This window comes from Streptococcus mitis (assembly GCF_902159415.1).
GTDB lineage: Bacteria > Bacillota > Bacilli > Lactobacillales > Streptococcaceae > Streptococcus > Streptococcus mitis_BG.
Genome location: NZ_CABGJU010000001.1, coordinates 1,151,843 through 1,172,753, shown reverse-complemented (window position 1 = coordinate 1,172,753; position 20,911 = coordinate 1,151,843). Strand labels below are relative to the sequence as shown.

The 20,911-nt window shown below is 40.9% G+C and carries 20 protein-coding genes, 12 tRNA genes and 1 rRNA gene; 32 read left to right on the top strand and 1 reads right to left on the bottom strand.

Going from position 1 to position 20,911, the window contains the following annotated elements:
• The first annotated feature begins 125 nt into the window (after nucleotides 1-125).
• The 30 genes from rrf (at nucleotide 126) to rpmH (ending at nucleotide 17,274) form a co-directional block, all read left to right on the top strand.
• Nucleotides 126-241: ribosomal RNA gene (gene rrf, locus FN031_RS06260) — 5S ribosomal RNA — on the top strand.
• A gap of 4 nt (nucleotides 242-245) precedes the next feature.
• Nucleotides 246-318 (top strand) — tRNA-Val (locus FN031_RS06255).
• Between the two features lie 5 nt (nucleotides 319-323).
• Nucleotides 324-394 (top strand) — tRNA-Gly (locus FN031_RS06250).
• A gap of 33 nt (nucleotides 395-427) precedes the next feature.
• Nucleotides 428-501, top strand: a tRNA-Ile gene (locus FN031_RS06245).
• An 11-nt stretch (nucleotides 502-512) separates the two neighbouring features.
• A tRNA-Glu gene (locus tag FN031_RS06240) sits at nucleotides 513-584 on the top strand.
• 5 nt (nucleotides 585-589) lie between these two features.
• Nucleotides 590-679, top strand: a tRNA-Ser gene (locus FN031_RS06235).
• Between the two features lie 14 nt (nucleotides 680-693).
• Nucleotides 694-767: transfer RNA gene (locus FN031_RS06230), tRNA-Met, on the top strand.
• A gap of 4 nt (nucleotides 768-771) precedes the next feature.
• Nucleotides 772-844: transfer RNA gene (locus tag FN031_RS06225), tRNA-Phe, on the top strand.
• A 13-nt stretch (nucleotides 845-857) separates the two neighbouring features.
• A tRNA-Tyr gene (locus FN031_RS06220) sits at nucleotides 858-938 on the top strand.
• A gap of 5 nt (nucleotides 939-943) precedes the next feature.
• Nucleotides 944-1,014: transfer RNA gene (locus FN031_RS06215), tRNA-Trp, on the top strand.
• A gap of 14 nt (nucleotides 1,015-1,028) precedes the next feature.
• A tRNA-His gene (locus FN031_RS06210) sits at nucleotides 1,029-1,101 on the top strand.
• A 12-nt stretch (nucleotides 1,102-1,113) separates the two neighbouring features.
• Nucleotides 1,114-1,185, top strand: a tRNA-Gln gene (locus FN031_RS06205).
• Between the two features lie 9 nt (nucleotides 1,186-1,194).
• Nucleotides 1,195-1,278, top strand: a tRNA-Leu gene (locus FN031_RS06200).
• A 147-nt stretch (nucleotides 1,279-1,425) separates the two neighbouring features.
• Nucleotides 1,426-2,577 (top strand): N-acetylglucosamine-6-phosphate deacetylase, encoded by a 1,152-nt coding sequence (nagA, locus tag FN031_RS06195; RefSeq protein ID WP_142558569.1) that lies wholly within the window; start codon nucleotides 1,426-1,428, stop codon nucleotides 2,575-2,577.
• 195 nt (nucleotides 2,578-2,772) lie between these two features.
• Nucleotides 2,773-3,138 (top strand): DUF1033 family protein, encoded by a 366-nt coding sequence (locus tag FN031_RS06190; protein ID WP_142558567.1) that lies wholly within the window; start codon nucleotides 2,773-2,775, stop codon nucleotides 3,136-3,138.
• A 66-nt stretch (nucleotides 3,139-3,204) separates the two neighbouring features.
• Nucleotides 3,205-4,146, top strand: a complete 942-nt coding sequence (comGA, locus tag FN031_RS06185) for a competence type IV pilus ATPase ComGA (RefSeq protein ID WP_142558565.1) — start codon at nucleotides 3,205-3,207, stop codon at nucleotides 4,144-4,146.
• A complete protein-coding gene (gene comGB, locus FN031_RS06180; RefSeq protein WP_142558563.1) occupies nucleotides 4,067-5,110 on the top strand; it encodes a competence type IV pilus assembly protein ComGB in 1,044 nt (347 codons plus the stop codon). The genes comGA and comGB overlap by 80 nt, the downstream gene beginning before the upstream one ends.
• On the top strand, nucleotides 5,111-5,434 hold the full coding sequence (comGC, locus tag FN031_RS06175) for a competence type IV pilus major pilin ComGC (protein WP_049494534.1): 324 nt from the start codon (nucleotides 5,111-5,113) through the stop codon (nucleotides 5,432-5,434).
• A complete protein-coding gene (gene comGD / locus FN031_RS06170; protein WP_260604697.1) occupies nucleotides 5,397-5,831 on the top strand; it encodes a competence type IV pilus minor pilin ComGD in 435 nt (144 codons plus the stop codon). Before comGC ends, comGD begins: the two co-directional genes overlap by 38 nt.
• Nucleotides 5,794-6,096 (top strand): competence type IV pilus minor pilin ComGE, encoded by a 303-nt coding sequence (gene comGE, locus FN031_RS06165; protein ID WP_142558559.1) that lies wholly within the window; start codon nucleotides 5,794-5,796, stop codon nucleotides 6,094-6,096. The genes comGD and comGE overlap by 38 nt, the downstream gene beginning before the upstream one ends.
• Nucleotides 6,059-6,520: a competence type IV pilus minor pilin ComGF gene (gene comGF, locus FN031_RS06160; RefSeq protein ID WP_142558557.1), complete on the top strand. Its 462-nt coding sequence runs from the start codon at nucleotides 6,059-6,061 to the stop codon at nucleotides 6,518-6,520. The genes comGE and comGF overlap by 38 nt, the downstream gene beginning before the upstream one ends.
• On the top strand, nucleotides 6,498-6,935 hold the full coding sequence (gene comGG, locus FN031_RS06155) for a competence type IV pilus minor pilin ComGG (RefSeq protein WP_142558555.1): 438 nt from the start codon (nucleotides 6,498-6,500) through the stop codon (nucleotides 6,933-6,935). Before comGF ends, comGG begins: the two co-directional genes overlap by 23 nt.
• Nucleotides 6,936-6,993: 58 nt before the next feature.
• Entirely contained in the window at nucleotides 6,994-7,695 is a 702-nt protein-coding gene (locus tag FN031_RS06150; protein WP_142558553.1) for a histidine phosphatase family protein, read from the top strand.
• Between the two features lie 187 nt (nucleotides 7,696-7,882).
• Nucleotides 7,883-9,589, top strand: coding sequence for an ABC transporter ATP-binding protein (locus FN031_RS06145; RefSeq protein WP_142558551.1), 1,707 nt, complete (start codon nucleotides 7,883-7,885; stop codon nucleotides 9,587-9,589).
• Between the two features lies 1 nt (nucleotide 9,590).
• Complete coding sequence (locus FN031_RS06140; RefSeq protein WP_142558549.1) at nucleotides 9,591-11,357, top strand: ABC transporter ATP-binding protein; 1,767 nt, start codon at nucleotides 9,591-9,593, stop codon at nucleotides 11,355-11,357.
• Nucleotides 11,358-11,492: 135 nt separating this feature from the next.
• The gene (locus FN031_RS06135; protein ID WP_142558547.1) at nucleotides 11,493-12,182 is read left to right on the top strand and encodes a gamma-glutamyl-gamma-aminobutyrate hydrolase family protein; all 690 of its coding nucleotides are present in this window, start codon (nucleotides 11,493-11,495) and stop codon (nucleotides 12,180-12,182) included.
• A 177-nt stretch (nucleotides 12,183-12,359) separates the two neighbouring features.
• The gene (locus FN031_RS06130; RefSeq protein WP_004251578.1) at nucleotides 12,360-13,709 is read left to right on the top strand and encodes a glucose-6-phosphate isomerase; all 1,350 of its coding nucleotides are present in this window, start codon (nucleotides 12,360-12,362) and stop codon (nucleotides 13,707-13,709) included.
• 131 nt (nucleotides 13,710-13,840) lie between these two features.
• Nucleotides 13,841-15,301, top strand: coding sequence for a glutamate--tRNA ligase (gene gltX, locus FN031_RS06125; RefSeq protein ID WP_142558545.1), 1,461 nt, complete (start codon nucleotides 13,841-13,843; stop codon nucleotides 15,299-15,301).
• 479 nt (nucleotides 15,302-15,780) lie between these two features.
• Nucleotides 15,781-16,995, top strand: a complete 1,215-nt coding sequence (locus tag FN031_RS06120; RefSeq protein WP_142558543.1) for a pyridoxal phosphate-dependent aminotransferase — start codon at nucleotides 15,781-15,783, stop codon at nucleotides 16,993-16,995.
• Between the two features lie 144 nt (nucleotides 16,996-17,139).
• Complete coding sequence (gene rpmH, locus FN031_RS06115; protein ID WP_000831905.1) at nucleotides 17,140-17,274, top strand: 50S ribosomal protein L34; 135 nt, start codon at nucleotides 17,140-17,142, stop codon at nucleotides 17,272-17,274.
• Nucleotides 17,275-17,454: 180 nt separating this feature from the next.
• On the opposite strand, the gene FN031_RS06110 is transcribed toward rpmH, so the two are convergent.
• Complete coding sequence (locus FN031_RS06110) at nucleotides 17,455-19,299, bottom strand: APC family permease (RefSeq protein WP_142558541.1); 1,845 nt, start codon at nucleotides 19,297-19,299, stop codon at nucleotides 17,455-17,457.
• A gap of 153 nt (nucleotides 19,300-19,452) precedes the next feature.
• On the opposite strand from FN031_RS06110, the gene FN031_RS06105 reads away from it, so the two are divergent.
• Both FN031_RS06105 and rnmV read left to right on the top strand, forming a co-directional pair.
• Nucleotides 19,453-20,229 carry a TatD family hydrolase gene (locus FN031_RS06105; protein ID WP_142558539.1) on the top strand — a complete coding sequence of 259 codons (777 nt, stop codon included), beginning with the start codon at nucleotides 19,453-19,455 and terminating at the stop codon, nucleotides 20,227-20,229.
• Complete coding sequence (rnmV, locus tag FN031_RS06100) at nucleotides 20,226-20,789, top strand: ribonuclease M5 (protein ID WP_142558537.1); 564 nt, start codon at nucleotides 20,226-20,228, stop codon at nucleotides 20,787-20,789. Before FN031_RS06105 ends, rnmV begins: the two co-directional genes overlap by 4 nt.
• Nucleotides 20,790-20,911 lie beyond the last annotated feature (122 nt).

Genomic DNA, 20,911 nt, shown 5'->3' with positions numbered 1-20,911 from the left:
GACACATGTAGCGGACTAATACTAATAGCTCGAGGACTTATCCAAAGTAACTGAGAATACGAAGCGTGGTTAGTTTTTAAGTGACATTTGAAAGATATTCAATTTTGAGTATGTATGACTCAAAGTTAAGTGACGATAGCCTAGGAGATACACCTGTTCCCATGCCGAACACAGCAGTTAAGCCCTAGAACGCCGGAAGTAGTTGGGGGTTGCCCCCTGTGAGATATGGAAGTCGCTTAGCTCTAGGGAGTTTAGCTCAGCTGGGAGAGCATCTGCCTTACAAGCAGAGGGTCAGCGGTTCGATCCCGTTAACTCCCATTTTAGCGGGTGTAGTTTAGTGGTAAAACTACAGCCTTCCAAGCTGTTGTCGCGAGTTCGATTCTCGTCACCCGCTTTGAACTTTGTTCATTACCAAGTTTTTTAACTTGGGCGCGTAGCTCAGGTGGTTAGAGCGCACGCCTGATAAGCGTGAGGTCGGTGGTTCGAGTCCACTCGTGCCCATTTAAGAATATGGTCCGTTGGTCAAGGGGTTAAGACACCGCCTTTTCACGGCGGTAACACGGGTTCGAATCCCGTACGGACTATTATTGGAGGATTACCCAAGTCCGGCTGAAGGGAACGGTCTTGAAAACCGTCAGGCGTGTAAAAGCGTGCGTGGGTTCGAATCCCACATCCTCCTTTATTTATAATTAACGCGGGATGGAGCAGCTCGGTAGCTCGTCGGGCTCATAACCCGAAGGTCGTAGGTTCAAATCCTGCTCCCGCAATATTGGCTCGGTAGCTCAGTTGGTAGAGCAATGGATTGAAGCTCCATGTGTCGGCGGTTCGATTCCGTCTCGCGCCATTTATATTATTAAGGAAGGGTAGCGAAGAGGCTAAACGCGGCGGACTGTAAATCCGCTCCTTCGGGTTCGGGGGTTCGAATCCCTCCCCTTCCATAGTAACGGGCATAGTTTAAAGGTAGAACTAAGGTCTCCAAAACCTTCAGTGTGGGTTCAATTCCTACTGCCCGTGTTTCTTAAATTATGGCGGGTGTGGTGAAGTGGTTAACACATCAGATTGTGGCTCTGACATTCGGGGGTTCGATTCCCCTCACTCGCCTATTTATATTATTGGGGTATAGCCAAGCGGTAAGGCAAGGGACTTTGACTCCCTCATGCGTTGGTTCGAATCCAGCTACCCCAGTTATACTTTGCCGGCGTGGCGGAATTGGCAGACGCGCTGGACTCAAAATCCAGTGTCCGCAAGGACGTGCCGGTTCGACCCCGGCCGCCGGTATAGTATTACAGACAAGGATGTACCTTGTCTTTTTTTTTATAAATTTTTAACTTCAAATAGGTCTAGACCATTTACAAATTCTATAGAAAGGTTTATAATGTAATTGACATAATAAACGAAGTATAATTTTAAAAGGGGGTTAGTATTATGCCAAAGTATATTAAAGCAGATCAATTCTTTTATCCACATGGTATTCGCCGTGATGGCTATTTGGAGCTTATTGATGGAAAGTTTGGTAAACATGTTGAAGAGTTACCTGATGGCGTCGAAGTTATTGATTATACTGGATACAGTGTTGCTCCGGGTCTTGTAGATACTCATATTCACGGATTTGGTGGTGTTGATGTTATGGATAATAATATTGAAGGAACACTGCATACGATGAGTGAGGGCCTCTTAAGTACTGGTGTTACAAGCTTCTTACCAACTACACTTACTTCTTCTTACGAGCAATTACTTGCGGTGACTGAAAATATTGGGGAACGTTACCAAGAGGCCAGTGGAGCTAAGATTCGTGGAATCTATTTTGAAGGACCATATTTTACAGAAGAATTTAAAGGTGCTCAAAATCCTGCTTATATGAAAGATCCACGTATGGATGAGTTTCGAGCTTGGCAGAAGGCTGCTAATGGTCTTCTAAATAAAATTGCTTTGGCACCTGAACGTGAAGGAGTTGAGGACTTTGTTCGTACTGTAACTGGTGAAGGTGTAACTGTTGCTCTGGGGCACTCGAATGCCACTTTTGATGAGGCTAAGAAAGCCGTTGATGCGGGAGCAAGTGTTTGGGTTCATGCTTATAATGGGATGCGTGGTCTAACACATCGTGAATTGGGTATGGTTGGTGCCATGTATCAACTTCCTCATACTTATGCAGAGCTCATTTGTGACGGTCATCACGTTGATCCTAAGGCTTGTGAAATTCTACTCAAACAAAAAGGTACTGAAAATATTGCTCTGATTACTGACTGTATGACAGCTGGTGGTTTACAAGATGGCGATTACATGCTTGGAGAATTTCCGGTTGTAGTTGCAAACGGAACTGCTCGTTTGAAATCTTCCGGGAACTTGGCAGGTTCTATTCTTAAGTTGAAAGATGGTTTGAAGAATGTAGTTGAATGGGGAATTGCTAATCCACATGAAGCTGTTATGATGGCTAGCCTTAATCCAGCTAAGTCAGTAAATATCGATGATGTATGTGGACAAATTCGAGAAGGCTATGATGCTGACTTCATTGTTCTCGATAAAGATTTGGAATTGGTGGCAACCTACCTTGATGGTGAGAAACGTTATCAAGCATAAGAATAAGCAGAAACTGGTTTACAGTTTCTGTTTTTATTTTTTTAAAGAAAATAGAGAATCCTTTAACATTTTTTGCTTTTAAATACATGTATGTTTTTTTATTATGGAAATGTCAGACTATTCGTGAAAATAAGCAAATTTCTTTCATTGTTCTTAAAATTTCGCTATAATATACGATACAAAGGAAATGAAACTATGTATCGAGTTATAGAAATGTACGGGGATTTTGAACCTTGGTGGTTCATAGAAGGATGGGAAGAAGACGTCATTAGTAGTAAGAAATTTGAAAATTACTATGATGCCTTGAAGTATTATAAATCTTGCTGGTTTGAACTGGAAAAGAAAATTCCACTATATAAAAGTCGAGGAGACTTAATGACCATATTTTGGAATCCGGAGGATAAGCGTTGGTGTGAGGAATGTGATGAATTTCTGCAGCAATATCATTCCTTGGCTTTACTGGAAGATGGTCAAGTTATTCCGGATGAAAAATTTCGACCTGGATATGAAAAACAAACAGGTCTTGAAGCTCACAGAACTTGTCACATTAAAAAAGGATGAACAATTTTTTAAAGAAGTTGTTCTTTTTTTATATTTTCTTCGAATAATAAGAATGAGGAGGAAGATATGGTACAAGAACTTGCGCAAGAATTAATTACTCTTGCAAAGAAAAAAGGGGCCCAGGATATCTATTTCGTTCCCAAAGATAGGGTGTATGAGGTACATATGCGAATTGGTGATGAAAGGTGTTTGATTGACTCTTATGACTTTGATAAGCTAGGTGCTGTTATTAGTCATTTTAAATTTATTGCAGGTATGAATGTCGGAGAAAAACGCCGAAGTCAGCTCGGGTCCTGTGACTATCAGTATGGTGAGAAGGTAACTTCTCTTCGCTTATCAACAGTAGGTGATTATCGTGGGTATGAGAGCTTAGTAATCCGTCTCCTACATGATGATGAGCAAGACCTACGTTATTGGTTTCAGGATCTTAAGGAACTGGAAAAGGGCTTTAGGCAACGCGGCCTTTATCTATTTGCAGGACCTGTAGGAAGTGGTAAAACTACCTTAATGCATGAATTAGCTAAGTCATTGTTTAAGGAACAACAAGTCATGTCCATTGAGGACCCAGTCGAGATTAAGCAAGAAGAGATGCTGCAATTACAACTCAATGAAGCTATAGGACTGAGCTATGAAAACTTGATAAAACTTTCTTTGCGGCACCGCCCAGATCTTTTAATCATTGGAGAAATTCGGGATAGCGAAACAGCTCGTGCTGTTGTAAGAGCGAGCTTAACGGGAGCTACAGTGTTTTCGACCATACATGCAAAGAGTATTCGTGGTGTCTATGAGCGTCTTTTAGAACTCGGTGTCAGTGAGGATGAACTCGCAGTTGTTTTACAAGGTGTTTGCTACCAGAGACTAATAGGGGGAGGAGGGATTATTGATTTTGCAAACCAAAATTATTCAGAACACCAGGCAGACAAGTGGAATGAGCAAATTGATCAGCTTCTTAAAGACGGACATATCACTGCCCTTCAAGCTGAAACGGAGAAAATTAGCTACCAGTAAGCAGAAGAAAATTATCACCCTCTTTAACAATTTGTTTTCTAGTGGTTTTCACTTGGTAGAAATCATTTCTTTTCTTGATAGAAGTCTTTTGTTGGAGAAGGAATATGTTTCACAGATGCGCCTAGGACTATCGAAAGGAAAATCTTTCTCGGAAATGATGGGAAATTTAGGTTTTTCGAGTGCGATTGTCACTCAACTTTCATTGGCTGAAGTTCATGGAAATCTCCATTTGAGTTTGGGGAAAATTGAAGAATATTTGGATAATCTTGCTAAGATCAAGAAGAAGTTAATTGAAGTTGCGACCTACCCACTTATTTTGCTAGCTTTCTTACTGCTCATAATGTTGGGGTTGCGAAATTATCTCTTGCCCCAACTGGATAGTAGTAACATAGCTACTTTAGTGATTAGCAATCTACCACAGATTTTTCTTGGGCTTGTTCTATCGTTAGGTCTGCTATCTATAACAGGGCTGATTTTCTACAGGAAATCTAAGAAGATACAAGTCTTTTCTTATCTGTCTAGAATCCCTTTTTTAGGTGTATTTGTTCAGTATTATCTAACTGCCTATTATGCTCGGGAATGGGGAAATATGATTGGACAAGGTTTAGAGTTGGCACAGATTTTCCAGATGATGCAGGAGCAAGGAGATCCTCTTTTTAAGGAAATTGGATACGATTTAGATCAATCTTTGCAAAATGGGCAGGAATTTTCTAAGGTTGTTCAGACCTATCCCTTCTTTAGAAGGGAGTTGGGATTAATCATTGAATATGGAGAGGTTAAATCCAAGTTAGGAAGCGAATTGGAAATCTATGCGGAAAAAACCTGGGAATCCTTCTTTACCCGAGTCAATCGGGCCATGAACCTTGTTCAACCACTGGTCTTTATTTTTGTAGCTCTGCTAATCGTTTTATTGTACGCAGCCATGTTGCTGCCAATGTATCAAAATATGGAGGTAAATTTTTAGATGAAAAAAATGATGATGAAATTAAAAGAAACGAAGGCAAAAGCTTTTACACTGGTAGAAATGTTGGTGGTATTGCTTATCATTAGCGTCCTACTCTTGCTGTTTGTGCCAAATCTTACTAAGCAAAAGGATGCAGTCAATGATAAGGGGAAAGCAGCTGTCGTTAAGGTGGTAGAAAGCCAAGCAGAACTGTATAGTCTGGATAAAAATGAAGATGCTAGTCTAAGCAAATTACAGGCAGATGGACGTATCACTGCTGAGCAAGCAAAAGCCTATAAGGAATATCATGCAAAACAAAAGACAAGTCAAACAGTTTCGGATTAGGGCTTTTACTATGCTAGAAAGTTTATTGGTCTTAGGAATAGTCAGCCTGTTAGCCTTGGGTTTGTCAAGTTCAGTTCAATCAACTTTTGCAGCTGTGGAAGAACAGATTTTCTTTATGGAGTTTGAGGAACTTTATCGGGAAACCCAGAAGCGAAGTCTGGCTAGTCAGCAAAAGATGAACTTAATGCTAGAAGAGAGAAGTATTGGGAATGGCTATCAGAAATTGGCTATTCCTAAAGGAGTTCAACTGCAGTCTAATCAGTCAATTACCTTTGATAAGGCTGGAGGGAATTCGTCTTTGGCCAGCGTGAGATTTCAAACAAGGAAAGAAGTGGTTCGCTACCAACTATATCTAGGAAATGGAAAGATTAAACGTATTCAAGAAGCAAAAAATTAAGGCGGTTATTTTACTGGAAGCAGTGATTTCACTAGTCATTTTTGCCAGTATAGCAACCCTCTTGCTGGGACAAATTCAAGAAAGTAGAAAAAGGGAAGCAGAACTTCTAAAACAGGAAGAAGTCTTGCGAGTGGCTCGTATGGCTTTGCAGACTGGACAAAAGCAGTTGACTGTCAATGGCCTTACGGTTCATGTTGTTTCGAATGAGCGAGGTTTGGAGGTATACCATGGAACGGAGAAATTACTGGCGATTCAAGACAAGTAGGGTCAGAGCTTTTACACTTTTAGAATCCTTGGTTGCCCTCATCGTTATTAGTGGGAGCTTGCTTCTTTTTCAATCTATGAGCCAACTCTTGGTTTCAGAAGTTCGCTATCAGCAGAAAAATGAGCAAAAAGAATGGCTTTTATTTGTGGATCAGCTAGAAGCAGAGATGAATCGAGCCCAATTTGAAAAAGTGGAGAATGATAGGCTTTACCTCAAACAGGACGGCAAACCCATTTCTATGGGTAAATCAAAGTCAAATGATTTCCGGAAAACAGATGCTAGTGGACGTGGTTATCAACCCATGGTCTACGGTCTAAAATCAGCTCGAATTCAAGAAAAAGGGCAGGAGCTACACTTTCACTTTCAGTTTGAAAAGGGACTAGAGAGGGAATTTATCTATCGTGTTGAAAAAGAAAAAAGTTAGAGCAGGAGTTCTCCTATACGCTATCACTATTGCTGGAATTTTTAGTCTTTTGTTGCAGTTTTATCTAAATCGGCAAGTAGCACATCATCAGGATTATGCCTTAAATAAAGAAAAACTTCTTGCATTTGCTATGGCTAAGAGAACCTATGAAAAAGCTTCTTCTGAAAATGGAGAGCAGTCATTTAATGTAGGGAAGTCAACTTATCGAAATGACGAAAAATTCTTCACAACGACTATTGACACAGGAAAAAATCAGTTTGAATTTCACTTTTCTCCTTTAAAAAAGACCGGTCAAAAGTCTGAGAAAACAGAAAACAAGTCCAAAGAAGGAAATGAGGAGAAAACAGAAGAAGGGAGCAAAAAAGAGACTGCTAGGTCTTCCAAATTAGCACCTTCAAAGAAGGGCACAGAGTAGTTTGGACGAGGTTTTTACCTGAAATCATGCTATAATAGATACATATGGAGGACCAAAAATGGCAAGTGTAAAATTGTATCTTGTGCGTCATGGGAAAACAATGTTTAATACGATTGGGCGTGCTCAAGGCTGGAGTGATACTCCCTTAACGGCTGAAGGTGAACGAGGTATTCACGAACTGGGAATTGGCTTGCGTGAGTCAGGCTTAAAGTTTGAGCGTGCTTACTCGAGTGACTCAGGACGTACCATCCAGACTATGGGAATTATCCTTGAGGAACTAGGTCTGACAGGTCAAATTCCTTATCGTATGGATAAGAGAATCCGTGAGTGGTGCTTTGGTAGCTTTGATGGTGCTTATGATGGGGACCTATTTATGGGCATCATTCCTCGTATCTTTAATGTCGATCATGTGCATCGTTTGTCCTATGCGGAGCTAGCTGAAGGATTGGTAGAAGTGGATACAGCAGGCTGGGCTGAAGGCTGGGAAAAACTAAGTGGTCGTATTTGGGAAGGCTTTGAGGCTATCGCCAAGGAAATGGAAGCTAATGGGGGAGGGAATGCCCTCGTAGTCAGCCATGGAATGACTATTGGAACCATTGTTTATTTAATTAACGGCATGCATCCGCATGGTCTTGATAATGGAAGTGTGACGATCCTCGAGTATGAAGATGGTCAATTCTCAGTCCAGATTGTTGGGGATCGTAGTTACCGTGAAATTGGACAAACCAAGCTGGAAGAGCAAGATGGTTCAGAGCAATAAGATTTAGTACTAAATTAGAAAAATTTTTAAAGGATTAATAGAATGCTAATGTCGTGATGCACAAGCTTCTGATAGCTGAGTGTTTTGACAATAGCATTCTTTTTTGTTAGAATAGCATCAACATGAAAGCATAAGAAGGGACTGACAGAGCTGTCGTTCCCTTTTGTCTATCTTATAAGGGGGAAATATGCTGTTTCAGAAAGTAAAAGCCTATAAATGGCAGGCGCTAGCGTCCTTGGTCATGACAGGTCTAATGGTGACAAGTTCACTTTTGCAACCACGTTATTTGCAGGAAGTTTTAGAGGCTCTGCTAATAGGTGATCATGAAGCTATTTATACTATCGGTTTTTGGTTAATTCTTGTTGCCTTGATCGGTTTGGTCGCAGGCGGTATCAATGTTGTGTTAGCGGCCTACATTGCTCAAGGAGTTTCGTCTGACTTACGCGAAGATGCCTTTCGCAAGATTCAAACTTTTTCATACGCCAATATTGAGAAGTTTAATGCAGGGAACCTTGTCGTTCGTATGACCAACGATATCAATCAGATTCAAAACGTCGTTATGATGACCTTCCAAATCCTCTTTCGACTACCGATTTTATTTATTGGTTCCTTTATATTAGCCATTGTTACTCTGCCTTCGCTGTGGTGGGTGTTGGTTCTTATGGTCGTTTTGATCGTCGCCATGACAGGTCTTATGATGGGGATGATGGGACCGCGCTTTGCAAAATTCCAGACCTTATTGGAGCGTATCAATGCCATTGCCAAAGAAAATTTACGTGGTGTGCGCGTGGTTAAGTCTTTTGTTCGAGAAAAAGACCAGTTTGCTAAGTTTACGCAGGTATCAGATGAATTGCTGGGAGAAAACCTTTATATCGGCTACGCCTTTTCTATCGTTCAACCTGTAATGATGATGATTTCATACGGGGCTGTCTTTCTTTCAATCTGGCTTGTAGCAGGTATGGCAGAGTCAGATCCGTCAGTAGTTGGTTCCATTGCTTCCTTTGTAAACTACCTGAGTCAGATTATCTTTACCATCGTCATGGTTGGTTTTTTGGGGAACTCAGTTACTCGTGCCATGATTTCCCTTCGTCGTATTCGTGAAATCCTTGATACAGAACCAGCTATGACTTTCAATGATGTGGAAGATGAAGAATTGGAAGGAAGTCTCAGTTTTGAAAATGTTACCTTTACCTATCCAAATGATGAAGAACCTATCCTAAAAGATGTATCCTTCGATATCGCAGCTGGTGAAATGGTTGGGGTTGTCGGAGCAACTGGTGCAGGGAAATCAACCTTGGCTCAGTTGATTCCACGACTATTTGATCCTCAAGAAGGTTCTATTAAGATTGGTGGAAAGGACATTCGGACAGTTAGTGAAGGGACGCTTCGTAAGACAGTTTCTATCGTCCTACAAAGAGCCATTCTCTTTAGTGGAACCATCGCAGATAATCTCAGACAAGGTAAGGGTGATGCGACAGTTTCAGAAATGGAACGCGCAGCTCGCATCGCCCAGGCCAGTGAATTTATTAGTCGTATGGACTTGGCCTTTGAAAGTCCGGTTGAGGAACGTGGGAATAACTTTTCTGGTGGACAAAAACAACGAATGTCTATTGCGCGTGGAATTGTTAGCAATCCTAAAATTTTGATTTTTGATGATTCGACTTCGGCACTTGATGCTAAGTCAGAACGCTTGGTACAAGAAGCTCTTAATAGGGACTTGAAGGGAACAACTACTATTATTATCGCTCAGAAAATTAGTTCTGTTGTTCATGCGGATAAAATCTTAGTGCTTGACCAAGGGCGTTTGATTGGTCAAGGCAAACACGCTGACTTGGTTGCAACAAACGCAGTTTATCGAGAAATTTACGAAACGCAAAAAGGAAAGGAGGAGTAGGATGAAGACATTTCGATTTTTTTGGAACTATTTTAAAGTTTATAAGATATCCTTTATCGTTGTCATTGCTATGATTATCATTGCAACGGTAACACAAGCCCTCTTTCCAGTATTTGCAGGTCAAACAGTAACAGAACTGGCTAATCTGGTTATAGCCTATCAAAATGGAAACCCAGATATGGTTTGGCAAAGTCTATTAGGACTCTTAATCAATCTTGCCTATGTTTTGATTGTGCTCGTGGTGTCGAGTCTTATCTATATGGTTTTGATGAGCCGTATTATTGCCGAATCAACAAATGAGATGCGTAAGGGACTTTTTGGCAAGCTTTCTCGCTTGACTGTTTCCTTCTTTGACCGCCATCAAGATGGTGATATCCTGTCACGTTTCACCAGTGATTTGGATAACATACTACAGGCTTTCAACGAAAGTCTGGTGTCTGTTATGACCAATATTGCACTTTATATTGGTTTGTTGATTGTCATGTTCGCAAAAAATGTGACCTTGGCTTTGATTACGATTGCTAGCACTCCGATAGCTGTCATCATGTTGATTGTCATTTTGAAATTGGCAAGAAAATATACCAATCTCCAACAGAAAGAAGTTGGGAAGCTCAATGCTTATATGGATGAGAGTATTTCGGGTCAGAAAGCCGTTATTGTTCAAGGCATTCAAGAAGATGTGATTGCAGGTTTTGTTGAGCAAAATGAACGGGTTCGAAAGGCCACTTTCAAGGGCAGAATGTTTTCAGGAATTCTCTTTCCTGTCATGAACGGAATGAGTTTGGTCAATACAGCTATTGTTATTTTTGTCGGTTCAGCTGTCTTACTGAATGATAAGAACATTGAGACAGCAACTGCTCTGGGTTTGATTGTAATGTTTACCCAGTTTTCTCAACAGTATTATCAACCCATAATCCAATTGGCAGCTAGTTGGGGAAGTTTGCAACTTGCTTTTACTGGTGCTGACCGCATTCAAGAAATGTTTGATGCCGAAGAAGAAGTTCGCCCTCAAAATGCTCCAGATTTCACAGAATTACGAGAGGGTGTGGAGATTCGAAACGTAGACTTCTCATACGTTTCAGGTAAACCAATTCTAAAAGATGTCAGCATTTCAGCTCCAAAAGGGAAGATGATTGCAGTGGTTGGGCCAACAGGATCAGGAAAAACGACCATCATGAACTTAATCAATCGTTTTTATGATGTGGATGCAGGAAGTATCAGTTTTGATGGTAGAGATATCCGAGAATTTGATTTGGATAGCTTGCGAAGCAAGGTGGGAATTGTCTTGCAGGATTCAGTTTTATTTAGCGGAACCATCCGAGACAATATTCGCTTTGGTGTCCCTGATGCTAGTCAAGAAATGGTAGAAGCGGCAGCTAAGGCTACACACATCCATGACTACATCGAAAGCCTGCCAGATAAGTATGATACTTTGATTAATGATGACCAGAGCGTCTTCTCAACTGGCCAAAAACAGTTGATTTCCATTGCTCGAACCCTGATGACAGATCCCCAGGTCTTGATTTTGGATGAGGCAACTTCTAACGTGGACACTGTAACCGAAAGTAAGATCCAGCATGCTATGGAGGCGATTGTAGCAGGAAGAACTAGTTTTGTGATTGCCCATCGCTTGAAAACCATTCTCAATGCCGATCAGATTATCGTTCTCAAAGATGGTCAAGTCATTGAGCAAGGAAATCACCAGGAATTGCTTAGACTTGGTGGATTCTACGCAGAATTGTATCATAATCAATTTGTCTTTGAATAAAAAGAAGGTTGTCCTAAACTAGGGCAACTTTTTCTGATAAAAGAAACCTATCACAGTCTTTTAAAATACATATTAGACAGGAAGGAGTTGGAGTGATAAGATAGATTTATCAAAGGAAATTGAAAGGAAAACAGTATGGCAAGAACGGTTGTTGGAGTAGCTGCGAATCTATGTCCTGTAGACGCAGAAGGAAAAAACATTCATTCATCAGTCTCTTGTAAATTTGCTGAGAGTATTCGTCAGGTTGGCGGACTTCCTTTGGTCATTCCGGTTGGTGATGAGTCGGTGGTCCATGACTATGTAGAAATGATTGATAAGCTCATCTTGACTGGGGGACAAAATGTTCATCCTCAGTTTTATGGTGAGGAAAAAACAATTGATAGCGACGACTATAACCTAGCTCGTGATGAGTTTGAACTAGCTCTCTTGAAAGAGGCTCTTCGTCAGAATAAGCCAATTTTAGCCATCTGCCGTGGGGTTCAGCTTGTCAACGTCGCCTTTGGTGGCACTCTCAATCAGGAGATTGAAGGACACTGGCAAGGGCTTCCTTTTGGAACGTCACATTCCATTGAGACAGTTGAAGGAAGTCTTGTGTCGCAATTGTTTGGTAAAACTAGTCAGGTCAATTCAGTTCATCGTCAGAGTATTAAAGACTTGGCTCCAAATTTTCGCGTAACGGCAGTAGATCCTCGCGACCAAACCATTGAGGCAATCGAATCTATCGACGAACACCGTATTATTGGTCTTCAGTGGCATCCAGAGTTTCTAGTCAATGAAGAAGATGGCAATTTAGAATTATTTGAGTATTTATTAAATGAATTATAACGACTAGAATCCTAGTCGTTTTTTATTCGTAGGGTTTGATGCCTCAAGTTTTTTAATTTTGTAAGATTTTACGCAAACGTTTGAATTATGATAAAATTTGGGAAAATTCAGTATAAAAACTTGATAAAATCCCTGTAAAGCGATATCATAGAGAAGAAGAAATTTTGGAGGAATAACATGTCACATATTAAATTTGATTATTCAAAAGTTTTAGATAAATTTGTTGCACCACATGAAGTGGAATATATGCAAGCACAAGTAACAGCAGCAGACGAATTGATCCGTAAAGGAACTGGTGCTGGTAGCGACTTCTTGGGATGGTTGGACCTTCCTGAAAACTACGACCGCGAAGAATTTGACCGCATTTTGAAAGCTGCTGAGCAAATCAAAGCAGACAGCGATGTCTTGGTGGTGATCGGTATCGGTGGATCTTACCTTGGTGCTAAAGCTGCCATTGACTTTTTGAACCACCACTTTGCGAACTTGCAAACAAAAGAAGAACGTAAGGCACCACAAATCCTTTACGCTGGAAACTCAATCTCATCTACTTACCTTGCTGACTTGGTAGAGTACGTTTCAGATAAAGATTTTTCAGTAAACGTGATTTCTAAATCAGGTACAACAACTGAACCAGCGATCGCTTTCCGTGTCTTCAAAGAACTTTTGGTTAAGAAATACGGACAAGAAGAAGCTAACAAACGTATCTACGCAACAACTGACCGCCAAAAAGGTGCTGTTAAGGTTGAAGCAGATGCGAATGGTTGGGAAACATTTGTGGTTCCAGATGATATCGGTGGACGTTTCTCAGTATTGACAGCAGTTGGATTGCTTCCAATCGCTGCGTCAGGTGCAGACATCAAAGCCCTTATGGAAGGTGCTAACGCAGCTCGTAAAGACTATACTTCAGATAAAATATCTGAAAACGAAGCTTACCAATATGCAGCTGTTCGTAACATCCTTTACCGTAAAGGTTATGCAACTGAAATCTTGGTAAACTACGAGCCATCCCTTCAATACTTCTCAGAATGGTGGAAACAATTGGCTGGTGAGTCAGAAGGGAAAGACCAAAAAGGAATTTACCCAACCTCAGCTAACTTCTCAACAGACTTGCACTCATTGGGTCAATTTATCCAAGAAGGAACTCGTATCATGTTTGAAACAGTTGTCCGTGTTGACAAACCACGTAAGAACGTGATTATCCCTACTTTGGAAGAAGATCTTGATGGACTTGGATACCTTCAAGGAAAAGATGTTGACTTTGTAAATAAAAAAGCAACTGACGGTGTTCTTCTTGCCCACACAGATGGTGACGTACCAAATATGTACGTGACTCTTCCTGAGCAAGATGCCTTCACTCTTGGATACACTATCTACTTCTTCGAATTGGCAATCGCCCTTTCAGGTTACTTGAATGCCATCAACCCATTTGACCAACCAGGTGTTGAAGCATACAAACGCAACATGTTTGCCCTTCTTGGTAAACCAGGATTTGAAGAATTGAGCAAAGAATTGAACGCTCGTCTATAATAGAATTAAAAAAGGGTGGTTTTACCACTCTTTTTGCTTTTTCTCGAAAAGAGAAATTGGACTCTGGCAAGACTTGTGATATAATATAGAGAGCAAAAAGGCAGATGCCTAGAGACTTTATAGGAGAAGATATGTCAAAAGATATTCGTGTGCGTTATGCACCAAGTCCAACAGGGCTACTACACATCGGAAATGCCCGTACAGCATTGTTTAACTACTTGTATGCACGCCATCATGGTGGAACTTTTATTATCCGTATCGAAGATACTGACCGCAAACGTCATGTTGAAGACGGAGAGCGTTCACAGCTGGAAAATCTTCGTTGGTTAGGCATGGACTGGGATGAAAGTCCAGAGACTCATGAAAATTATCGCCAGTCTGAGCGTTTGGAACTCTATCAAAAATACATTGACCAACTCTTAGCTGAGGGAAAAGCCTACAAGTCTTATGTAACAGAAGAAGAATTAGCAGCGGAACGTGAACGTCAAGAAGCTGCTGGTGAGACACCTCGTTACATCAACGAATACCTTGGTATGAGCGAAGAAGAAAAAGCAGCTTATATCGCTGAACGTGAAGCGGCAGGCATCATCCCAACTGTTCGTTTGGCCGTTAATGAGTCAGGTATCTACAAGTGGCATGATATGGTCAAAGGCGATATCGAGTTTGAAGGTGGCAATATCGGTGGGGACTGGGTTATCCAAAAGAAAGATGGCTACCCAACTTACAACTTTGCTGTTGTCATTGATGACCACGATATGCAAATCTCTCACGTTATCCGTGGAGATGACCACATTGCCAATACACCAAAACAGCTTATGGTTTATGAAGCACTTGGATGGGAAGCACCTGAGTTTGGTCACATGACCTTGATTATCAACTCTGAAACTGGTAAGAAGTTATCTAAACGTGATACTAACACCCTTCAATTTATCGAAGATTACCGTAAGAAAGGGTACCTTCCAGAAGCAGTCTTTAACTTCATCGCCCTTCTTGGATGGAACCCTGGTGGCGAGGACGAAATTTTCTCTCGCGAAGAACTCATTAAACTCTTTGATGAAAACCGCCTCAGCAAGTCTCCAGCAGCCTTCGACCAGAAGAAACTAGACTGGATGAGTAATGACTACATCAAGAGAGCTGACTTGGCAACTATCTTTGAAATGGCCAAACCATTCCTTGAAGAAGCAGGACGATTGACTGATAAGGCTGAGAAATTAGTAGAACTCTACAAACCACAAATGAAGTCAGTGGACGAAATTGTTCCATTGACAGACCTTTTCTTCTCAGACTTCCCAGAATTGACAGAAGCTGAACGAGAAGTCATGGCTGGTGAAACAGTGCCGACTGTACTTGAAGCATTTAAAGCCAAACTTGAAGCTATGTCAGATGATGAATTTGTAGTAGAAAATATCTTCCCACAAATCAAAGCAGTTCAAAAAGAAACAGGTATCAAAGGGAAAAATCTCTTCATGCCAATCCGTATCGCTGTTTCAGGTGAAATGCATGGTCCAGAATTGCCAGATACCATCTATTTACTTGGACGTGAAAAATCCATCCAACACATCGAAAAAATGTTGGCTGAGATTGCAAAATAGTAGATAAAAAGAGCTCAAGTATTGAGTTCTTTTTATATGCTTGCTTATTTGAAAATGCAAAAATTTTAGTGTATAATGTTAAATATCAGAGCAGGGGAAGAAGCCAGAGATATGGGAAAATTCTTTACAATTAGACTCGAATTAGCCCAGACATCATTTATGTTGTTTGTTGAGTCAACTTATTTTTTCTTTGCGTTTTGCTGAGCACAGGAAGAGATTCCTGAGTTCCTGCAACTATCATCCATTACGAGGCCTTCCTTATCGATTCAAAGGAGTTTTTATGTATTCTTCAAATGCAGATTATCTATCTTTGGAGACTCATATTTACTCTAACTTCTCCTAATTTTAAGAAAAAGAATCGATCTTGCTCTGTTTACCTTGTGTTATGCAAGGTTTTTTTGTGGATTGAAACTCGGAAATTTACGATTTCAATATCTAGTGGTATAATATTAAGTATCCTGATGAATAGAGGAAGTCACATGAAAGAATTTAATAAATCCATCAAATTAGAGCACGTAGCATATGATATTCGTGGTCCAGTTCTCGAAGAGGCTATGCGTATGCGAGCAAACGGGGAAAAAATCCTTCGTTTAAATACAGGAAATCCTGCAGAGTTTGGTTTCACAGCTCCTGACGAAGTTATTCATGACTTGATTATGAATGCGCGTGATAGTGAAGGGTATTCTGATTCAAAAGGGATTTTCTCAGCTCGTAAGGCTATTATGCAGTACTGCCAATTGAAAAAAATTCCTAATGTTGGTATGGAAGATATTTATGTAGGAAATGGTGTCAGTGAGCTAATCGTTATGTCTATGCAAGGACTTTTGGATACTGGTGATGAAGTTTTAGTACCAATGCCTGACTATCCATTATGGACTGCAGCTGTCAGCTTGGCTGGAGGAAATGCTGTTCACTATATCTGTGATGAAGAAGCTGAATGGTATCCAGATCTGGACGATATTAAGTCTAAGATTAGTTCAAATACCAAGGCTATTGTCTTAATCAACCCAAATAATCCAACAGGAGCCCTATATCCTAAAGAGCTTTTACTAGACATTATCGAGATTGCTCGCCAAAATGACTTGATTATCTTTGCGGATGAAATCTACGATCGTATGGTTATGGATGGCCTTGTCCATATACCAGTTGCAAGTTTGGCTCCAGATCTTTTCTGTGTCAGCATGAATGGTCTTTCAAAATCTCACCGAATCGCAGGTTTCCGTGTAGGTTGGATGGTCTTGTCTGGACCTAAACATCATGTAAAAGGCTACATTGAGGGTCTCAACATGCTCTCTAACATGCGACTCTGTTCTAACGTTTTAGCTCAACAGGTTGTTCAAACTTCATTAGGTGGTCACCAGTCAGTGGATGAATTGCTTCTTCCTGGTGGTCGTATCTATGAGCAAAGAAACTTTATTTATAATGCCATTCAAGATATCCCTGGTTTATCAGCTGTTAAGCCAAAAGCTGGTCTCTATATCTTCCCTAAAATCGACCGAAATATGTACCGCATCGACGATGATGAACAGTTTGTCCTAGATTTCTTGAAACAAGAAAAGGTGCTCTTGGTGCATGGACGTGGCTTTAACTGGAAAGAACCAGACCACTTCCGTATTGTTTATCTCCCTCGTGTGGATGAATTGGCACAAATCCAAGAAAAGATGACTCGTTTCTTGAGACAGTATCGTAGATAAGGCTTTCATGGGAAAAAGCTGGAAACATTTGCTCCAGGCTATTGACAAATGAATCAGAATCATATAGAATAGTAAAGTATGTTTAGTAACTGATCACTTTATAGCCGGCTAAACGAATACAAAATCTATGAGGAGGTATTCATCGTGAAACGTACTTATCAACCAAGTAAACTACGTCGTGCGCGTAAACACGGATTCCGTAACCGTATGTCAACTAAAAACGGTCGTCGCGTATTGGCAGCTCGTCGTCGTAAAGGACGCAAAGTTTTGGCTGCATAATCCAAACGAATGAAACAAAGAAATCAGTAGGAACTCGAGCCTACTGATTTTTCTTTTATTTAAAAAGAGAGTTTTCTAAAGTTTTGATTGAGAATAAATATTTTAGAAGACGTCTTGAAAAAATCACATATAGAAAAAGCTCAAGATTCGAAGATAATTTTTCTGATCTTGAGCTTTTCCTTATTCTTTCAAATGATATGAATAGCTAGCAACGACGACATCTTCGTGCCATCTGAGAGCATATTTTAATTTGAGGCTCATTTGATTGTGGAGAATATTTTGCCAAGGTTTGTTAGGGATAAATTGGGGTACTAGAACTGTAACCGTGTAGTTCTTGTTCTTGGCTTCTTGAGAGATTTTTCGAACATATCGAACTGTAGGTGTGATAATATCGCGATAGCTGGTATTAATGTTTTTAAGAGTAATATTTGGGAAGTAGTCGGCAAATTCTTGGAGGATTTCTTGGTCTTTTTCCTCAGTTTCCTTGGTGGAAATGTGCATGGCTAAAACTTCATCTCCGATGCTTTGAGCGTAATTAATCGCTCCGACGCTGACTCGAGTAACATTTCCTACTAAGACAAGGACGACATTGCCATCGTAGCTTTGTTTTTGAATTCCTTCATAAAGTCGAAGTTGTTTGGCCACTTTTTGGTAATGACTGTGGATGGACAAAAATAGGAAGGTCAATACCAGGATGATTGGGAAGAATGGCCAGATATCCCCAAGCCTGAAGAGGAGTAGAATAAGGACGATAGCGTAACAAATGATAGCGCCGAGGATGTTAGCAAAGGCAGATTTTAAGAAATGGGAGCCTTTTTCTTTTTTCCAGTGGCGAATCATACCTGTTTGAGAAAGTGCAAAGGGGACGAAAACTCCGATAGTATAAAGAGGGATCAAGCGTTCTGTATTTCCATTGAAAATAAGCAGAAGGATTATAGCGCCAAAAGCTAAGGTTAAAATACCGTTTGAATAACCCAAGCGGTCTCCCTTTTCCATAAAGAGATGGGGCATGTACTTGTTCTTAGCCATATTGTAAGCCAACATTGGAAAGGCAGAAAAACCAGTATTTGCAGCAACGGCTAGGATTAGGGCAGTTGAGAATTGGAAGAGATAATAAACAATCTGACCGGGAGCTGAATTCCCTAAAATCCCCTTAGCCATTTGTGAAAGGATTGTTTCTCCGTGTTGAGGTGTAATTCCCATCCAGTAGCTTAAGAAGGTAATCCCTGCAAATAGAAATCCGAGAATCAGAGACATGATGGTCAGTGTCTGAGCAGCGTTCTTCTCTTTGGGAGTTTTGAAAAATGGAACGGCATTTGAGATGGCTTCAACCCCTGTTAGTGAAGCTGAACCGCTGGTGAAGGCTCTTAAAATTAGGACAATTGAGATGCTTGGGACGGTTTGACCAATTGCAGAAGTTGCATGATAACTGAGAGAACCTGTCAATAGTTGGAAGATACCAAACAATAAGAGGAAGACGGTACTAAAGATAAAGAGATAGACAGGGATCATCAGAGAGCTTGCGGATTCCCTTAGTCCTCTTAGATTTAAAAGCATGAGCAAACATACTAGAAAAATGGAGATGTGGAGGTTGTAAGGATGGAGGGCAGGAAGTGCAGCAGTGATAGCATCAGCGCCTGCTGCCACTGATACGGCTACTGTTAGCATATAGTCAACAAGCAGACTTCCCCCAGCAATCAAACCTAACTCAGGGGAGAGGTTTTCTCGAGTAACCATATAGGCACCTCCACCTTGAGGGTAGGCATGGATGATTTGTCGATAAGAAATGGTCAGGCTAGCTAATAGTAAGAGGACAAAAATGCCAATAGGGAGACTCCACCAGATAGCAAGCGGAGAAAGACTAGCCAAGACGAGGACGACCTGCTCAGGCCCGTACGCAATAGATGATAGAGCATCGCTTGATAGCATTGCGAGTGCCTGCGTTTTTCCAAGTAGTCCTCCCTCACCTTCAGTTAAGGACTTAAGGGGACGACCAATAAAGGTATATTTTAGTTTTGTAAACATTTTCTTTCCTTTTCTGAAATTTTCAACAAGAGTTATTATACTGCTATGAAAAAAAGCCGTCAAGAAAAAATGAATGATTTCAAAATATTTTTTCCTATAAGGATGAGATTAGTTTTTTGGTATAATAGAAGATAGAAAAACGAGGGAATATAAATGATTTTTGATACTCATACACATTTAAATATAGAAGATTTTACAGGAAGGGAAGATGAAGAATTAGCCTTGGCTGCTGAAATGGGCGTGACTCGGATGAATATCGTGGGTTTTGACAAGCCTACTATTGAGCGGGCCATAGAACTAGCAGATAAGTATGATCAACTTTATACGACTATTGGTTGGCATCCGACAGAGGCAGGGACCTATACAGAGGATGTTGAGAATTACTTGCTAGAAAAACTAAAACATCCTAAAGTTGTTGCCTTGGGTGAGATTGGTTTGGACTATCACTGGATGACGGCGCCTAAAGAAGTGCAGGAGCAAGTTTTCCGTCGTCAGGTTCAGCTATCTAAGGAACTGGACTTGCCTTTTGTGGTTCACACCCGTGATGCGCTAGAAGACACCTATGAGATTATCAAGAGTGAAGGAGTTGGTCCACGTGGTGGCATTATGCACTCATTCTCAGGTTCTTTAGAGTGGGCGGAGAAGTTTGTAGATCTTGGGATGATTATTTCATTTTCTGGAGTGGTGACTTTCAAGAAGGCAACAGATATTCAGGAAGCGGCCAAAGAGTTGCCTTTGGATAAGATTTTGGTAGAAACGGATGCACCTTATTTAGCCCCAGTACCCAAGCGTGGTCGTGAAAACAAGACAGCTTACACGCGCTATGTAGTAGACTTTATTGCGGACTTGCGTGGCATGACGACAGAAGAATTGGCAGCAGTGACAAGTGCTAATGCAGAAGGCATCTTTGGATTGGAAAGTAAATCATGAAAGAGAAAATTTCCCAAATCATCGTAGTCGAAGGGCGTGACGATACGGCTAATTTAAAACGCTACTTTGATGTTGAGACTTATGAGACTCGTGGTTCTGCTATCAATGAGCAGGACCTTGAGCGTATCCAACGCCTACACCAACGTCATGGGGTGATTGTCTTTACAGATCCTGATTTTAACGGGGAACGCATTCGTCGGATGATTATGACGGCCATTCCGACAGTTCAGCACGCCTTTCTCAAACGTGATGAGGCAGTGCCAAAATCTAAGACCAAGGGACGTTCTCTAGGAATCGAACATGCCAGCTACGAGGACCTGAAGACAGCACTAGAACAAGTAACTGAGCAGTTTGAAGTAGAAAGCGATTTTGATATTAGCCGTAGTGACTTGATTCGTCTTGGTTTTATAGCCGGAGCAGATAGCCGAAAACGCAGAGAATATCTAGGAGAAAGTCTTCGTATCGGTTATTCCAATGGGAAACAACTCCTCAAACGCTTGGAATTGTTTGGCATCAGTTTAGCTGAAGTTGAAGAAGCTATGAAATCATATGAGAATTGAGAAACTCCCCCAAAATGTGGAGGGAATGTGATACAATAGAAGTAATCATATACGGTTTAATCAGGCTTGGTAGCAAGCATTAGAAAAGTGACTCCATAGAATTTGTGCTGAGTGGAGATAAT

Bases quoted from the DNA above. Each gene is read 5' to 3' on its own strand.
- comGE (WP_142558559.1), top strand. From the start codon at position 5,794: ATGGAAAGATTAAACGTATTCAAGAAGCAAAAAATTAAGGCGGTTATT.
- comGF (WP_142558557.1), top strand. From the start codon at position 6,059: ATGGAACGGAGAAATTACTGGCGATTCAAGACAAGTAGGGTCAGAGCT.
- FN031_RS06135 (WP_142558547.1), top strand. From the start codon at position 11,493: ATGGCAAGAACGGTTGTTGGAGTAGCTGCGAATCTATGTCCTGTAGAC.
- FN031_RS06140 (WP_142558549.1), top strand. From the start codon at position 9,591: ATGAAGACATTTCGATTTTTTTGGAACTATTTTAAAGTTTATAAGATA.
- FN031_RS06145 (WP_142558551.1), top strand. From the start codon at position 7,883: ATGCTGTTTCAGAAAGTAAAAGCCTATAAATGGCAGGCGCTAGCGTCC.
- comGA (WP_142558565.1), top strand. From the start codon at position 3,205: ATGGTACAAGAACTTGCGCAAGAATTAATTACTCTTGCAAAGAAAAAA.
- FN031_RS06105 (WP_142558539.1), top strand. From the start codon at position 19,453: ATGATTTTTGATACTCATACACATTTAAATATAGAAGATTTTACAGGA.
- nagA (WP_142558569.1), top strand. From the start codon at position 1,426: ATGCCAAAGTATATTAAAGCAGATCAATTCTTTTATCCACATGGTATT.
- FN031_RS06120 (WP_142558543.1), top strand. From the start codon at position 15,781: ATGAAAGAATTTAATAAATCCATCAAATTAGAGCACGTAGCATATGAT.
- rnmV (WP_142558537.1), top strand. From the start codon at position 20,226: ATGAAAGAGAAAATTTCCCAAATCATCGTAGTCGAAGGGCGTGACGAT.
- FN031_RS06110 (WP_142558541.1), bottom strand. From the start codon at position 19,299: ATGTTTACAAAACTAAAATATACCTTTATTGGTCGTCCCCTTAAGTCC.
- comGB (WP_142558563.1), top strand. From the start codon at position 4,067: ATGAGCAAATTGATCAGCTTCTTAAAGACGGACATATCACTGCCCTTC.
- FN031_RS06150 (WP_142558553.1), top strand. From the start codon at position 6,994: ATGGCAAGTGTAAAATTGTATCTTGTGCGTCATGGGAAAACAATGTTT.
- FN031_RS06130 (WP_004251578.1), top strand. From the start codon at position 12,360: ATGTCACATATTAAATTTGATTATTCAAAAGTTTTAGATAAATTTGTT.
- gltX (WP_142558545.1), top strand. From the start codon at position 13,841: ATGTCAAAAGATATTCGTGTGCGTTATGCACCAAGTCCAACAGGGCTA.
- comGC (WP_049494534.1), top strand. From the start codon at position 5,111: ATGAAAAAAATGATGATGAAATTAAAAGAAACGAAGGCAAAAGCTTTT.
- FN031_RS06190 (WP_142558567.1), top strand. From the start codon at position 2,773: ATGTATCGAGTTATAGAAATGTACGGGGATTTTGAACCTTGGTGGTTC.
- comGD (WP_260604697.1), top strand. From the start codon at position 5,397: ATGCAAAACAAAAGACAAGTCAAACAGTTTCGGATTAGGGCTTTTACT.